Annotated in this window: 13 protein-coding genes; 10 read left to right on the forward strand and 3 right to left on the reverse strand. The window is 60.1% G+C overall.

Features of this window, described 5'->3' with window-relative positions; translation table 11 throughout:
• Positions 1–297 precede the first annotated feature (297 nt).
• Positions 298–1,077 (forward strand): PRC-barrel domain-containing protein, encoded by a 780-nt coding sequence (locus tag REH34_RS04285; protein ID WP_311970901.1) that lies wholly within the window; start codon positions 298–300, stop codon positions 1,075–1,077.
• Positions 1,078–1,240: 163 nt separating this feature from the next.
• Positions 1,241–1,669 (forward strand): potassium channel family protein, encoded by a 429-nt coding sequence (locus REH34_RS04290; RefSeq protein ID WP_226507036.1) that lies wholly within the window; start codon positions 1,241–1,243, stop codon positions 1,667–1,669.
• A gap of 22 nt (positions 1,670–1,691) precedes the next feature.
• Here the strand turns inward: REH34_RS04290 and REH34_RS04295 are convergent, their stop codons facing one another.
• Complete coding sequence (locus REH34_RS04295) at positions 1,692–1,991, reverse strand: chaperone modulator CbpM (RefSeq protein ID WP_311970902.1); 300 nt, start codon at positions 1,989–1,991, stop codon at positions 1,692–1,694.
• Positions 1,992–1,993: 2 nt separating this feature from the next.
• Positions 1,994–2,932, reverse strand: a complete 939-nt coding sequence (locus tag REH34_RS04300) for a DnaJ C-terminal domain-containing protein (protein WP_311970903.1) — start codon at positions 2,930–2,932, stop codon at positions 1,994–1,996.
• A 129-nt stretch (positions 2,933–3,061) separates the two neighbouring features.
• On the opposite strand from REH34_RS04300, the gene REH34_RS04305 reads away from it, so the two are divergent.
• The gene (locus REH34_RS04305; RefSeq protein WP_311970904.1) at positions 3,062–3,766 is read left to right on the forward strand and encodes a YoaK family protein; all 705 of its coding nucleotides are present in this window, start codon (positions 3,062–3,064) and stop codon (positions 3,764–3,766) included.
• Positions 3,767–3,853: 87 nt separating this feature from the next.
• Here the strand turns inward: REH34_RS04305 and REH34_RS04310 are convergent, their stop codons facing one another.
• Entirely contained in the window at positions 3,854–4,711 is an 858-nt protein-coding gene (locus tag REH34_RS04310; RefSeq protein WP_311970905.1) for a LysR family transcriptional regulator, read from the reverse strand.
• Positions 4,712–4,824: 113 nt separating this feature from the next.
• Here REH34_RS04310 and REH34_RS04315 point away from each other — a divergent pair, with 113 nt between their 5' ends.
• The 7 genes from REH34_RS04315 to REH34_RS04345 all read left to right on the forward strand — a co-directional run bounded on the left by REH34_RS04315 (position 4,825) and on the right by REH34_RS04345 (position 12,122).
• Entirely contained in the window at positions 4,825–6,054 is a 1,230-nt protein-coding gene (locus tag REH34_RS04315) for a glutamine amidotransferase-related protein (protein ID WP_311970906.1), read from the forward strand.
• Positions 6,055–6,271: 217 nt separating this feature from the next.
• The gene (locus REH34_RS04320) at positions 6,272–7,090 is read left to right on the forward strand and encodes an ABC transporter substrate-binding protein (protein WP_226507447.1); all 819 of its coding nucleotides are present in this window, start codon (positions 6,272–6,274) and stop codon (positions 7,088–7,090) included.
• A 69-nt stretch (positions 7,091–7,159) separates the two neighbouring features.
• The gene (locus REH34_RS04325) at positions 7,160–7,885 is read left to right on the forward strand and encodes an amino acid ABC transporter permease (protein ID WP_226507446.1); all 726 of its coding nucleotides are present in this window, start codon (positions 7,160–7,162) and stop codon (positions 7,883–7,885) included.
• Between the two features lie 28 nt (positions 7,886–7,913).
• Complete coding sequence (locus tag REH34_RS04330; RefSeq protein WP_226507445.1) at positions 7,914–8,672, forward strand: amino acid ABC transporter ATP-binding protein; 759 nt, start codon at positions 7,914–7,916, stop codon at positions 8,670–8,672.
• Positions 8,673–8,710: 38 nt separating this feature from the next.
• Positions 8,711–9,853, forward strand: a complete 1,143-nt coding sequence (locus REH34_RS04335; RefSeq protein WP_311970908.1) for a M20 family metallopeptidase — start codon at positions 8,711–8,713, stop codon at positions 9,851–9,853.
• On the forward strand, positions 9,850–10,947 hold the full coding sequence (locus REH34_RS04340) for a mandelate racemase/muconate lactonizing enzyme family protein (RefSeq protein WP_311970909.1): 1,098 nt from the start codon (positions 9,850–9,852) through the stop codon (positions 10,945–10,947). The genes REH34_RS04335 and REH34_RS04340 overlap by 4 nt, the downstream gene beginning before the upstream one ends.
• Positions 10,947–12,122: a Xaa-Pro peptidase family protein gene (locus tag REH34_RS04345; RefSeq protein WP_311970910.1), complete on the forward strand. Its 1,176-nt coding sequence runs from the start codon at positions 10,947–10,949 to the stop codon at positions 12,120–12,122. Before REH34_RS04340 ends, REH34_RS04345 begins: the two co-directional genes overlap by 1 nt.
• Positions 12,123–12,144: the final 22 nt, after the last annotated feature.

Here is a 12,144-nt window from a genome sequence, read left to right on the forward strand (position 1 = left end):
GAGTTCTTGACCACCCTCGGCTGGAGCAGCTCTCCTGCGAGAGCTATTCGGTGGTCAAGTCCGAAACCGATCGATTGCAGCAATACACACGACAGCGTCATAAATGATCACCGACCGGCCATGTTCAAAAGTCCTGCTCCGACAAAAATCTTCGTTACCTGTCCATTGGCCACGTGCGGCACCGAACAGACGTCGAAGACCGCTCAGCGCACAGTAATGAATTGGTTGAGTCACTTGCTCGACCAGCAGCCTTGTCGTGTATCTGATACACCATGCCGTATAGAAAAGGACAGCCCTATGCTACGCAGCATGCAAGATCTCGAGAATCTTACTCTCGGCGCCATCGACGGTGACATCGGCACGGTGAAAGACTTCTACTTCGATGATGAGGTCTGGGTCGTGCGCTATCTAATAGTGGATACCGGATCCTGGCTCTTTAGCCGAAAGGTGCTCATACCGCCTCTCGCCATCAGAGAAAACGATATAGGATCTCATCGGCTGCTGGTGACGCTCAACAAGGACCAAGTCGAGAATAGCCCCAACATAGACACCGACAGGCCGATTTCCCGGCAACACGAGATGCAATCTCTTAGTTACTACGGCTACCCTTACTATTGGGGAAGTGCCGGTAACGCCTCCCCCTCAGGAGGGCCAGACAGCCTGACCAGGGAGAATCTGGCGACTGCACATCGCCTCCTCCATCAAAATGACGATCCGCATTTACGTAGTTGCCAAGCCATCATCGGTTACCACATCAGAGCTACCGATGGGGAGATAGGTCATGTCGAAAGTCTGCTGATCAACGAAGAGACTTGGGCAGTTCAATATCTGGTTGTTTACACCAGCAACTGGTGGCTTGGACACACCGTGCTGATCTCACCCGAGTGGATCGATTCTGTGTCATGGGAGGACCAGACAGTGGCGCTGGACCTTGATCAGGACGCTGTCAAAACTTCACCACAGTACGACTCATCGGAGCAGTTGAATCGCGGGCACGAAGCGACGTTGTACAACCACTACGGCAGGGTCGGCTATTGGCAGGTTGAAACGGTTACGCAAATCAGTGTGCGAGAGTGATGGCGAAACTTCAGTTCGGGGCAGCACCTGTTTTCCAACGGCTGCGCACCTGCGACTTTGCTCCCCTGAAACGCGGCCACGTTGACGACCTTGAGGCATCGAAAATCGCTTCTTGAGTCACGAGTCGGGCACTATAGGAAGGCGCACACCGGAGGCCGTGGCCATGCTTGGAGTGACGGTGGTCAATTTGTTCGTGGTGATGCTCACAGTGATTCTTCACTACGAATGTCTTCTTCGCTTAAACCTGTTATTACCCCGGCTGAGGATTTGGTTGCGTTTCAGGCTAGTGATTGGTGTTTTTGGCGCTATGGCAGCCCACGCTGCGGAGGTCTGGTGTTTTGCTCTCGCCTACCGGCTGATTATCGCCTACACAGACTGGGGCACGTTGGAGGGTCAGTTCGATGGTAGTTTGCTGGATTGCGTCTACTTTTCTTTCACCACGTTTACAACCATTGGTTTTGGCGATATTCAACCAGTCGGCTCGCTCAAGTTTCTGACCGGTCTAGAAGCCTTGACGGGACTGATGCTCATCACCTGGACCGCCTCATTTCTATTCCTGGAAATGCAAAGGTATTGGGAGGTCAATGACTGACGGATGTCGGGGTCATCTTTACCTAGACGCCCCATCGACGCTTCAGCGCTCTCACTTCTTCGAGCAAATCGACAACTAGCGCTGCCAGTTCGGGATTTGCATCGAAGTCCCGTTCCACTGCAAGCATTTCTCGTGCCCTTCGCAATTGCGAGCTGGTAAAGCGGTAATCGATCCAGGGCCCAGAGCCAGCTGGCTCAAGAAGGCCAGCGTCGACTCGCTCGATCACCCATCCCACCTGGACATTGCAGGCGCGCGCCAGCTGCGCAGTGTCCAGCAGAACGATATCAACCTGCTCGACGGTCGTAATCTGGATATTGGCCATTTTCATACCCCTTTGTTCTGACGAGGATTGAAGGAGATTTCGCTTACCATCGTTTCATAAAGCTTGCGCATCTTTTCACTGTCCGCGGGTGGTAGGACGATCTCCAATTGCAGGTAGAGGTCACCTGCTGGCGAGCCTGGAATACCCCGATTCTTCAAACGCAGCTGTCTTCCCCCTTGGGAGTCTGGAGGCACTTTGACATTCACGATTCCAGACGGGGTAGAGGTCTCGACGGAGGCGCCCAGGCCCGCTTCCCAGGGGGTAACTGGAAGCGATTGGAATACGTCTGCGCCTTCAACCCGGTAACGTGGATCGGCCCGTAGCTGGATCTCCAAGTAAAGATCCCCAGCCAATTCGCCTCCACTGCCCGGCAGCCCTTGACCACTCAGCCGGATCTGTTGACCGGGTCGAATACCTTTGGGGATTTTCACACTGAGCGTATGGTCCTGGATCACCAGGCGTCCTGACGCATCGTGGCGAGGTCCACGCAGGGTGATAGTCTGGGTCGTTCCGGAATACAGATCAGCCAACCCGACGTTGATCGACGAGTGTTGATCTTCGCCCTTCTGCGCCCTGCTGCCGTGCCCTCCTTCTTGGTGGGCCTGGCCAAAAAAATCAGCAAAAAAATCGCTGAAGTCCGGCGCACTGCCCGAGGACCGTCGAGGCCCACTGAACTCGAATCCGGCATCCCATCCTGGCGGTGGCTTGTACGGTTGGCCTTCCTCGAAGCTGTCACCTAATTGGTCGTACGCCTCGCGCTTTTCGGGATCGTAGAGCACCGCATAAGCTTCGTTTATCTCCTTCATCCGAAGCTCTGCATCTTTCTCCTTGCTAACGTCCGGATGATATTTGCGAGCGTGCTTTCGATAAGATTTTTTGATCTCTTCGGCAGTCGCGGTATTGGGTACGTCCAGAATCTGATAGTAATTCTTGAATTCCACGGTGGTGCTCCGGGGACGACGATGACAAGCATCATGCACCCTGTAGCGGTTACCGTCTGCTGGGGACTGAGCTTAAGGTGATATAAATCAACAACGGCGCCCTGCCATCCCTTTACCAGGAACGATCCGATGCTGCCCAAGCCTCGCAGGATCTTCAATAATCACCGCCTTGCCCGTGCACGAATATGGCGAGGCCGGATCGGCCTGTTTCTTGTCGCCGCACTCAGCATGCTATCGGGCATGACGGATGCCATCGGATTCATGGCGACGGGGGATTTTGTCTCGTTCATGAGTGGAAATACCACGCGCCTGGCAGTCGAGGTCAGTGAAGGCAATTGGCGAGCGATACTGCACTTGGTACTGGTGGTCATCACATTCGTGATGGGTAACTCGGTTGGGGTGGTCATCAGTCGAACAACCGGCCGACGCGCCTGGCCCTTGATGCTATGTATCGCAGCCCTGCTCTGCACCGCAGCACTTTCAACACTGGCGCCGCAAGCGCTCTCGCTGTTCGCCACCATTCTTGCCATGGGCGCGCTCAATGCCGCCGTAGAACAAGTCAATGGCTTGCCGATCGGTGTCACCTATGTCACGGGTGCGCTTTCCAGGTTTGGCCGCGGGCTCGGCGGATGGTTGACGGGAGAACGGCCTCTTGGGTGGCGCGTACAGCTTGTGCCATGGTCGGGAATGTTGATAGGGGCGATAGTCGGTGCGACATTGCAAAACCACCTTGGTTTGCGTGCGCTGTGGGTCAGCGGCGTGTTCGCGTTGGTACTAGGCATCACTTTTACCCAAGTCCCGCGGCGCTGGCAGCTGAGTTATACCTCCCGTTAAGGGCTTGGGCTCAGGGCCACTGGCGGGGGAGCGATCCCAAGGCCGGCTCGAAAGCAGAACCACCTCGATCCAAAACCCGCCAGCTCCTCAGCGTTTAGCCAACGACTGCAGCAAAGCCTCAAGCATACGTGGCCGGTCGGTATGGGCCAGCATGATCAACACGATCTGGCGGTCATAGCCTTCACCCACCGGAGTAATGTTGAAGTCCTGGGCCAGCCGATCCAGCCCCGCCCATTGAGGGACCAGACTGGCACCCACGCCGTCTGCCACCAGCATGGCAATCGCCTCCAGGCCGTCGAGGCTGAACAGCGGCTTGAGCGCCAGACCGTTGTCGTTGAGGTAGCGTTCGGCATGCAAACCACCCCAGGACCTCGGCTCGTAGCAGATATAAGGATGGGCCTGCAACACGTTGGCAATCCCGGTGGCGGGCAACGCTTTGGACGCCAGTACCAGCTTCTCCCGGTGGAGTAGCGCCACGCGAAACATCTTCGGGGGCTCGAACGGTGGCGCGACGATGATCGCCGCATCGAGCTCGCCGTTCTGCAGGGCCGCATACAGCGAGCGTGACGTGCCGGGAAGAATCGAGGTCTGGATACCGGGGGCCTGTCGACTCAGTTCCAGCAAGGCGCTGGGCAGCAATCCTGTGAGCATGGTGGAAATGGCACCGATGCGCAGGGAACCGGTCATGCCGCTCAAATCGGCATCGCCGGCCAGCAACTGCACCTCACTGACAATATGGCGGGCGCGTGGCAGCAGCGCCACGCAGGCTTCGGTGGGTTTGGCCGAATGCCCCACGCGTGATAACAGCGCGAACCCCAGCGAGCGTTCAAGCACTTGGATGCGTTGACTGACCGCCGCGGCAGTCAGACCCTCCGCGCGCGCAGCATCGGCGATGGAGCCGCATTCGATCACGGCCAGCAGGCTTTTCAGGTATCGACTGTCCATAAGAAATTCTTTTGATTGAAACAAAAAATACAGGCTATCTCTATCGGCGTTAAAGGGACACTCTTGATTGCATCGCAACGTTGCGCCCGTGCGCGCCCCAACGGAGACCCTCGATGGCCCTCACGCTGGTCACCCATTCCAATGCCAGCCCTGCCCTGTTCGGTGCCCTGGCGGCCAGCGTCGCGCACATGGACGACGCGCTGCTGATGCACTGCGCAGTCGCGTTCAGACCCGAGCATGGGGCAGACACCGTGCAGATGGTTGCCGCCGCCGGCGCGCTGGTGCCCAGCGGCCTGCTTTGGTATGAGCGCCTCACCGCCAATAACGTGCTGCCGGTCAGCAGTGTCGACCAAATAGTCGAGATGGCAACCCAGCGTGCCGTCGTGGTGCCGTGGCATCCCGAGTACCAGAATGCAGCGTTGCGTGCCGAGTTGCTCGATAAAGCCGACCGGGCTGGGGTGGCGGTCGTCCATCTGCAGGGTCGCCGCCTGCAGGATCGCTGGGATCTGCAGACGGCCCAACAGCGGCCCTCGCAATACGGAACCTGGACCCGCGATGCCTTCGGCCGTTGGGGCCGCTCGCAAGATGGCCTGCAGAGCCCCCTGGGCACACCCACGCTCACCGTCGTACTGATCGGCACACAATCCGATCAGACCGACATTTACCCTGCCACGCTGGCAGCGCTGGGCGACGCCGCGCAGGCCACGCAGATCGATCTGCGGGTGCGGTTCGTTGCGCCACAGCAACTGCAGCCCTCGGAGCTGGCTGAAGCGGCCGGCATCGTTTTGCCAGGTGGCTCGGACATGCGCAACGTGCCGGGGCAAATCGAAGCGGCGCGACACGGCCTGCGCACGATGACCCCGACCTTGGGGCTGTGCCTGGGCATGCAATCGATGACCACCGCATTGGCGCAGTCTTGCCCCGGGCTCGAGCAGGTCAATATGGCTGAGGCAGCGCCCGATGCGCCCAGCAAAAGCTTTACGCCAATGGCCGGCACACCGGGTTTGCCGACGCATCGGCTGGGGAGCCACACGCTGAGCTTTGCGAACAGCGCGCTTGAACGGCAGTTCGGTGAGCACCGCGAGATTCGCTGCAACCACCGGTTCATGCTTGATCCCGCCCTGATTGAACCGCTGCGAATCGTTGGCCTGGAAATCACCGCAACCGATCTCAGTGGGCACATCGTCGACGCTATCGACTGGCCACAGCACCCCTTCTACAAGGGCATGCAAGGCCATCCGGAACTTGGCTCACGAAGTGACAATGCACATCCGTTGATCGAAGCGTTTCTCCTTTCGGCCTTGGCGAAGGACAGCATGAGGCGTCAGGTCGCAGGCCCCTGAAATACCCCATCGGATAAAACAGCCAGAACATGGAATGCATATTGCTGCACAACCTTGACGCCTGATTAGGCATCACCCCTCCTGCTAAAAACGCCGCAAGTCGCACCCGCTGCATCATTACAGAGCGGCATGCCCCTCAAGGGCTCACTGCAACTTCCGGATAATTTGCACTTGTTGACACAACTCGTGCAATACACCCATAGTTTTGGAGTTATTCATGATGACACCCTCACGCATCAGCCTGCGCCCCATCACCCTGATGATCGCCCTCCTCGCCGCCCCGTGGGTCAACGCCGCCAGTTCAGCTCCGGTCATGACTCCAGGTCAGCTCACTTATGGCACTGCGGCGACTTTTGCGCCATTCGAGTTCCAGGCCGACGGCAAGCTCAGCGGTTTTGACATCGATCTGATCGAGGCCCTCGGCAAGGTCATGGCACTCAAGCCGACGGCCATGAACATGGAGTTCCAGGGCCTGATCCCGGCACTGCAAGGCAAGCGCGTAGACCTCATCAACTCGGCGATGTACATGAACGAGGCGCGGGCCGCACAGGTCGACTTCGTCCCTTACTTGCGCATTGGCAATCAGGTGGTGGTCACTCAGGACAACCCCGCGAAGATTACCGGTCGCGACAATTCGCTGTGCGGCAAGACCATCGCCGTGACGCTGGGCGGTATTGAAGAAACCTACGCCCGCCAGGACGACAAGCGCTGTCGCGATGCCGGGCTGAATCCGGTCACGGTACAGACTCTGCCCACCGCCCAAGCCTCGGCGCTCAGCCTGCGCCAGGGCCGCGCCGATGCCACGTTCGATTCCACCCCCGGCGTGGTGCAGATGCTGCGCGATGTGCCTGGCGTCTACAAGACGGCTGGCCCCGAGTTCGAATCCGAGACCCGGATCGGCATGGCCGTGGCCAAGGGCAACACCAGCATGAGCGATGCGCTGCAGGTCGCGCTCAAGCAGCTGGTTGCCGACGGTACCTACAAACAGATCATCGAGAAATGGAAGTTTCCTGCAACGGTTTCACTGTTCGACTGATGCCTGACCATCGAGAGGCCACGGCGCTGCAAGGCTTCAGCGCCGGGCAACTGCAATTGAGGACCGATCATGTCGCTTGAACTGGTTTGGCAATATTTCATCTCTGCGGCGTTTTTCCACGGGGCCGTGACGACGCTGCTCATCACCCTGTACTCGCTGGTGTTCGGCGTCGCGGTCGGCGTTGTCATCGCCCTGCTGCAAGACAGCCAGACGCGCCTGGGGCGCACGCTGGCGCTGATGTATCTGTGGTTGTTTCGCGGCACGCCAGTCTTGTTCCAGATCATCTTCATCTACAACGTTTTGCCCACCTTCGGCATTCGCCTGTCGGCCATGGTCAGTGCGGTATTGGCCTTGTCGCTCAACGAAGGTGCCTACATGGCCGAAATCATTCGTTCCGGCATGCAGGCCGTGAAAAAAGGCCAGCGCACTGCCGCCCTGGCACTGGGCATGAAGCCCTTTGCGGTGTTGCGCCATGTGGTGATCCCGCAAGCCACGCGGATGATTCTGCCGCCCATCGGCAATCAGATGGTCGGCATGCTCAAGCTCAGCGCGCTGGTCTCGGTGGTGGCGGTGGAAGAGCTGATGCTGGTGGCCAACCAGACCGCGAGCGCGAACTTTCGCTATTTCGAGGCCCTTACTGCCGCAGGGATCTACTACCTGATCCTCACCACCCTGTTCATGGGCGTTCAGGCGCTGATCGAACGCAAGCTCGATCCCAAACGACGTCGCAAAGGCCCGCGCACCAGCCTCACGGAACGCATGCTCGGCACTTCACGCGGCGCCGCCGTTCGTTAGGGCCACTGCTTGCCAGGAGCAATCGCACATGCAAAAGAATTTCTCGGCCAACGCCAAACCGCTGCTGGAACTCATCGGTATCGACAAAAGCTACGGGCCATTCAAGGTACTGAAAAACTGTTCACTGAATGTCCAGACCGGCGAGACCGTAGTGATCATCGGGCCTTCCGGATCAGGCAAATCCACGTTGCTGCGCTGCGTCAACCAGCTCGAGCCTGCCGATGGCGGCGACCTGTTTTTCGAAGGTCGGCGCATTGACTACGACAAGCGCAACGTCCATCTGCTGCGCCGGGATATCGGCATGGTGTTTCAGAACTTCGAACTGTTCTCCCATCTCTCGGTGGTGGAAAACATCATGCTCGCGCCCATCCAGGTATTGGGCATGAGCCGCGCCGATGCCCATGACATAGCGCTCGAGTTGCTCGGCAAGGTGCGCATCCCGGAAAAGGCCGACGCCTACCCGGACGAGATTTCCGGCGGTCAGCAGCAACGCGTAGCCATCGCCCGCTCGTTGGCCATGAAGCCCAAAGTCATGCTCTACGACGAACCGACTTCGGCCCTGGACCCGGAGATGATCCGCGAAGTGGTCGACGTGATGGCCGAGCTGTCGAGCGAGGGGATGACCAGCCTGGTGGTGACCCACGAGATGGGGTTCGCCCGCCGCGCCGCGGACCGCATCGTCTTCATGGAAAGCGGCGAAATCATCGAAAACGCCAGCAGCGCCGATTTTTTTGGCGGTGCGGTCAACCCCCGCACCCGACACTTTCTTGATCAGATCCTGCACTGAGATCCTTGCACATGAACCAGCAACCTGATTTTGCCCGAATGAAACGTGACCTTGCCGCACTGGTCGCGATCAACACCGAGAACCCGCCGGGCCACGAGCTTGAAGCCGCTCAGTACCTGAAAACGCTATTGGAAGCCGAGGGCTTCGATCTTTCGCTGTCGGAGTACAAACCCGGCCGCGTCAATGTCATCGCACGCTACGCCAACGGTCCTGGGCCGACCTTCGCCTTCAACACCCATATCGACACCGTACCGGCCGGCGAAGGCTGGACCACGGACCCGTTCGTGCTGCACGAGGCCGACGGCAAGCTGTATGGGCGCGGCAGTTGCGACGCCAAGGGCCCGATGGTGGCGATGATCGAAGCCACGCGCATGCTCATGGCCTGCCGCGACCGGTGGTCCGGCACGCTGATGGCGGTGTTCACCGCCGATGAAGAAATCGCCAGCGAGGGTGCCAAGCACTACGTGGCCAACCAACCGCCGCACATCGATTTTGCGGTGATCGGCGAGCCGACCTCCAACACCGCCTTTACCGCGCACAAAGGCAGCCTCAGGCCCTTGGTACGAGTGCACGGCGTAACAGCGCATTCCGGTACGCCGCACTTGGGCGAAAATGCAATCTACCGGGCCGGACAGCTGCTGGGCTTGATCGAGCAGCACCATGAAACCGCGGTCAAGTGCCACTGCCACGCGCTGGTTGGCGAAGCCAGCCTCACTGTCACACGGATCAACGGCGGGCACGCTGACAACGTGCTGCCCGGCGCCTGTGATCTGCTGCTGGACCGGCGCATGGTTCCCGGCGAAAACGAAGACGACGTCAAAGCCGAAATTTCACAGCTGCTGGCCTTGGCCAATGAGCAGTTCGGTGTACGGGCAGAGGTGCTCAAGTACGTGCCCACCACCGGCGGTGCCACCGAGACCGCGCTGTCCGAGGCCATCGTGCAGGCCAGCCTCGCCGCCTGCCGCGAGCACAATCACGGCAACGCCGGGCCTTTCGGATTTCAGGGCGGCTGTGACCTCGTGCATTTCCGCAGCCTGGGCACCACCGGCACCGTGATTGGCCCGGGCACGCTGGCGGTGGCGCACAAGCCCGACGAGTTCGTGCCCATCGACGAATTCATCGCTGCCAGCTTGATCTACCGTGACATCGCCCTGCAGATGCTGCGCCAGGCGCAGGCATGAGCATCAAAGCTTCGTTGCGCCGTGCGGATCTGCATTACGGCAACGGCGTGCAACTGCACACTGCGGCCTCGGGCAGTGTTGGCGCGCTTGAGGCACTGTATCTGTGCCTGGACGACGGCCAGCATCAGGCCGTCGGTGAGGTGCGGATCAACATCGGCTACCTCAATGGCTATACGCCGGATCAGGTGATCGCGCAGGCACTGCAGGCCGTATCGTCACTCGACTGGCAGCAGGACCCGCAACGATTGCTGACCGACATGCCGCACTGGGCGGCCGACATGAGCATGCCAGTGCGCACGCTGATCGACTGCGCCTTGCATGATCTGCTCGCGCGGCGTGCCGGCGTGCCTTTGGCACAATGGTTGGGAGCCCCAGACGCGGTCGTTGGTCATGCCAGCAACCAGACACTGTTCTGGTCGTCGTTCGAGGTGTTTCTCGCACAGGCGCAGGCCTACGTTGATCGAGGCTTTCGAGACCTCAAAGTGCGTATCGCCGTGACCCACTTCGACGACGACCTGCAGCGTTTGCAGGCCTTGCGCGATCGCTTCGGTGACCGCATCAAGATCGCCGTCGATGCCAATGGGCAATGGACACAGCGACAAGCACCAGCGTACCTCCAGGCTCTGGCGCAATTCGATCTGGCCTATGTCGAACAACCCATCGCAGCCGGTGACTGGAACGCCATGGAGCGGCTCGCCGCGCAAAGTCCGCTGCCGCTGATGATCGACGAAGGCCTGGCAGGGCCCGCCGATCTCGATCGACTCTGCGCCTTGCGCGGCAAGCTGTGGGCGCACCTGAAACTGGTCAAGATTGGCGGCATCGCGCCCTGCCTGGCTGCTGCTCGGCGCCTGGCCGACGCGGGTGTCACCTGCATGATCGGACAGATGAACGAAGGCGCGGCCGCGACGGCCGCCGCGCTGCATGTGGCCTGCGCGAGCCATCCGCCCTACGCGGAACTGTACGGCGCCGATGGGCTGTGTGACGACCCCGCGACCCCCCTCCACTACCAGGATGGCCAAGTCTGGATGCCCATGGCACCAGGCCTGGGCATCTCCCTTGACCTCGACAAAACTCAACTGATTTGGAGTTTCTGATGAACCTGACGCCCCCTGTCAACGTCCGCCAAGGCAGCGAGTCGGCATTCGCTGCCAGTGAATATGCTGAGCGCGTGCGCCGCGCCAAAGCCAATATGGTGCAGGCCGGTATCGACGTGATGATCGTCACTGGCCCGGAGAATATCTTCTACCTGACCGGCCAGCAAACGCCCGGTTACTACACCTTTCAGGCGCTGGTGTTGCCAGTGGAGGGCGAGCCGATGTTCGTCATTCGGCAGTTGGAGTACTTCAACTTCATCGCCAACACCTTTATCAGCGATGCCTCGGTGTATCTGGACGGCGACGACCCCGTGGGTTTTCTGGTGGCGGCCATTGCCCGCAAAGGCTGGAGCGGTCGGCGCATCGCCATCGAAAAGCGCGGCTGGTTCCTGCCTGTGGCGGTCTATGAAGCGCTTCAATCGAAGCTGGGCACGCTGCATGACGCCACTGGCGTCGTGGAAAAACTGCGGGCGGTGAAATCTCCCGCCGAGGTGGAAAAGCTCGAATGTGCCGCGCGCTATGTCGATGCCGGCATGCGCGCGGGCATGGCCGCGGTGCGCGAAGGCGCCAGCGAGAACGATCTGGTGGCGGCGATGCTGCACGCCTCGATTGGCGCTGGGTCCGAATACATGGGCATGGAGCCGCTGGTGTCCAGCGGGCCGCGGACGGGGATTCCCCATGGCACCTGGCGCCGACGCACCCTGCAGGCTGGCGAGCCTGCCTTCCTGGAAATGGCCGCCAGCCACGACCGCTATCACGCCGCGCTGATGCGCTGTGCCTGGCTTGGCGAACCACCCGCCATTGCGGTGGAAATGGAAAAAGTCTGCCAGGAGGCCTTGCAAGCGGCGCTGCAGGCCTTGCGTCCAGGTGAACCGTGCGAGGCATCGCACTTCGCGTGCCAGGCGGTCATCGATCAGGCTGGCTTCACCGAAGCGTTCAAGAAGCGCACGGGCTACTCGGTGGGCGTTTCATTCGCGCCTGACTGGGGCGAAGGCTCGATCCTGAGCCTGTACAGCGGGGTGAAAACCGAGCTGCAAGCGGGCATGTGCTTCCACATCCCACCGGCCTTGCGCATCTACGGTGAATTTACGGTGGGCGTCAGCGAGACAGTGCTTATCACCGAAACCGGGTACCGCGTGCTCGGTACCGTCGAGCGTCCCTTGCTGTTGGTCTGAGCCGAAAACCGCGGGTACGAGC

It is taken from the genome of Pseudomonas baltica (assembly GCF_031880315.1).
Classification (GTDB): domain Bacteria; phylum Pseudomonadota; class Gammaproteobacteria; order Pseudomonadales; family Pseudomonadaceae; genus Aquipseudomonas.

Excerpts from the sequence above, each read along its gene's own strand:
- REH34_RS04285 (WP_311970901.1), top strand. The coding sequence starts at position 298 with ATGCTACGCAGCATGCAAGATCTCGAGAATCTTACTCTCGGCGCCATC.
- REH34_RS04290 (WP_226507036.1), top strand. The coding sequence starts at position 1,241 with ATGCTTGGAGTGACGGTGGTCAATTTGTTCGTGGTGATGCTCACAGTG.
- REH34_RS04295 (WP_311970902.1), bottom strand. The coding sequence starts at position 1,991 with ATGGCCAATATCCAGATTACGACCGTCGAGCAGGTTGATATCGTTCTG.
- REH34_RS04305 (WP_311970904.1), top strand. The coding sequence starts at position 3,062 with ATGCTGCCCAAGCCTCGCAGGATCTTCAATAATCACCGCCTTGCCCGT.
- REH34_RS04310 (WP_311970905.1), bottom strand. The coding sequence starts at position 4,711 with ATGGACAGTCGATACCTGAAAAGCCTGCTGGCCGTGATCGAATGCGGC.
- REH34_RS04315 (WP_311970906.1), top strand. The coding sequence starts at position 4,825 with ATGGCCCTCACGCTGGTCACCCATTCCAATGCCAGCCCTGCCCTGTTC.
- REH34_RS04320 (WP_226507447.1), top strand. The coding sequence starts at position 6,272 with ATGATGACACCCTCACGCATCAGCCTGCGCCCCATCACCCTGATGATC.
- REH34_RS04325 (WP_226507446.1), top strand. The coding sequence starts at position 7,160 with ATGTCGCTTGAACTGGTTTGGCAATATTTCATCTCTGCGGCGTTTTTC.
- REH34_RS04330 (WP_226507445.1), top strand. The coding sequence starts at position 7,914 with ATGCAAAAGAATTTCTCGGCCAACGCCAAACCGCTGCTGGAACTCATC.
- REH34_RS04335 (WP_311970908.1), top strand. The coding sequence starts at position 8,711 with ATGAAACGTGACCTTGCCGCACTGGTCGCGATCAACACCGAGAACCCG.
- REH34_RS04340 (WP_311970909.1), top strand. The coding sequence starts at position 9,850 with ATGAGCATCAAAGCTTCGTTGCGCCGTGCGGATCTGCATTACGGCAAC.
- REH34_RS04345 (WP_311970910.1), top strand. The coding sequence starts at position 10,947 with ATGAACCTGACGCCCCCTGTCAACGTCCGCCAAGGCAGCGAGTCGGCA.